The following is a 1723-nucleotide window of genomic DNA, read 5'->3' on the forward strand; positions in this document are numbered from 1 at the left end:
CCGGCTGATGACCCTGGTGCCGGACGACGCGGTGCTTGAAATCGAAACGAACATTGTCGGCCGTAGCAGTGGGTTCGTCCACGTCGGTGACCCCGTGGCCATCAAGTTCGACACCTTTCCATATTCGCAATATGGCGTCGCGCATGGCACTGTGCGCACGGTGAGCCCGGATTCCTTCTCGGCCCGGGAACAGGCGCGCGACCCGAACAGCTCGTTGGCCATGCTGCCCCCGGACGCTGACCTGTTTTACCGCACGCAGATTTCCATCGACGAGGTCGCCCTCCATGGCGTGCCCGCAAGTTTCACGATCGTCCCTGGCATGCCGGTAACCGCTGACGTCAAGGTCGGCCGCCGTACCGTGCTCAAGTATATTCTCGGCGCCATACTCCCCCTGGGCCAAGAAGCGATGAGGGAGCCATAGGCTCGGGCGCCGTGCGCGACAAACGGAGGTATGCGTTCTCGCATCGATGGCAATCCTTGACCGCCTGACTGCTTACGGTCCACCAGCGCTGGTATTGCGCCGGGCGATCCAGCTTTCTGACAGCGGCAAGCCTTTAGAAGCCTTTCCGCTGCTGGCAATTGCGGCACGCGCCGGGATTGTCGAGGCCGAATACCGCGTCGCTCGTTGCTATCTCGAAGGTTTGGGTGTGCCGCCAAGCCGGTCGGAAGGCGCGCGTTGGCTGCGGCGAGCGGCCGATCACGGCAGCCCCGATGCCCAGTCGCTCCTCGCCGCGCTTTACGTGGCTGGACTGGCGGCGCAGGAGCCCGACGGCAATGGCTTGGAATCGCAAAGCTTGTTCGAACGGGATTCCTCGCGGGAGCCGGAATTCGCGGCAGCGTTCGGGCTCGCGAAAAAGGCAGCCGAAGCTGGCTCCGCAACCGGGCAGGCAATTCTCGCCTATATCCTCAGCAGAGGCCCCGAAGCGATGCGGGACCTGGATGCGGCGCATGGCTGGTATGAGAAGTCTGCGGCAGCCGGCTGCCCTGAGGGATGCCTGGGCCTTGCTCTTTCCCTCGCCCGGCGCGGGCAGCCTGCGCAGACGGCCAAAGTTGCCGCCGAGGTTCGACGCGCTGCCGACGCCGGTCTGCCAACCGCAATCTACCTTCTTGGGGTCCTGACTGAGCATGGACGCGGCATGCCAGCTGATCGACCGGCAGCCGCGCGACTGTATCAGCTTGCCGCGGAGAAAGGCTTGCCCTCAGCCCAATTCCGGTTGGGATCGGCGCTCATCGAGGGTGGCCTTGCAGGTCAAGATATCGCCGCCGGCGAGGCGTGGATGCGGCGGGCCGCATTGGCAGGAAATATTGAGGCAGCCTATCGTCTGGGCGATCGGCATGTGAAGAGTTCGCCGCCAGACTACGCGGACGCCGCAACATGGTGCCGACGGGAGGCAAATGCCGGCCATCAGGCTGCTGCCCGTGCGTTGGCATCGCTTTATCTTTCCGGAAACGGAGTCGCACGGGACGTCGAAGAGGGAGCGCGCTTGCTGCGTACGTCCGCAAATGCGGGAAATCAGCAAGCGCAGGTCGACTTTGCCAATCTGGTTATCGAAGGAGCAGGCGAGCCTGGCGACCGCGCCAGCATCGCTGGATGGTTCGAGGCGACCGCCTCATCGGGCGATCTGATTGCAGCGTTCAACCTCGGCCTCTGCTTTGCCGAGGGCGTCGGCGTGCGAAAGGACGAGGAGCAAGCTGCCCGATGGGTGAGGCGGGCAGCCGAAGG

Annotated in this window: 2 protein-coding genes; both read left to right on the forward strand. The window is 64.3% G+C overall.

The window, feature by feature from the left end:
• The coding region (locus tag EOA22_RS32590) for an HlyD family secretion protein (RefSeq protein ID WP_206521418.1) at window positions 1-421 on the forward strand (421 nt) is incomplete at its 5' end.
• 46 nt (window positions 422-467) lie between these two features.
• Window positions 468-1723: SEL1-like repeat protein (locus EOA22_RS32595; RefSeq protein ID WP_127390552.1), on the forward strand; the 1256-nt coding region annotated here is incomplete at its 3' end.

Source organism: Mesorhizobium sp. M7A.F.Ca.US.014.04.1.1 (genome assembly GCF_003998745.1).
Classification (GTDB): Bacteria; Pseudomonadota; Alphaproteobacteria; order Rhizobiales; family Rhizobiaceae; genus Mesorhizobium; species Mesorhizobium ciceri.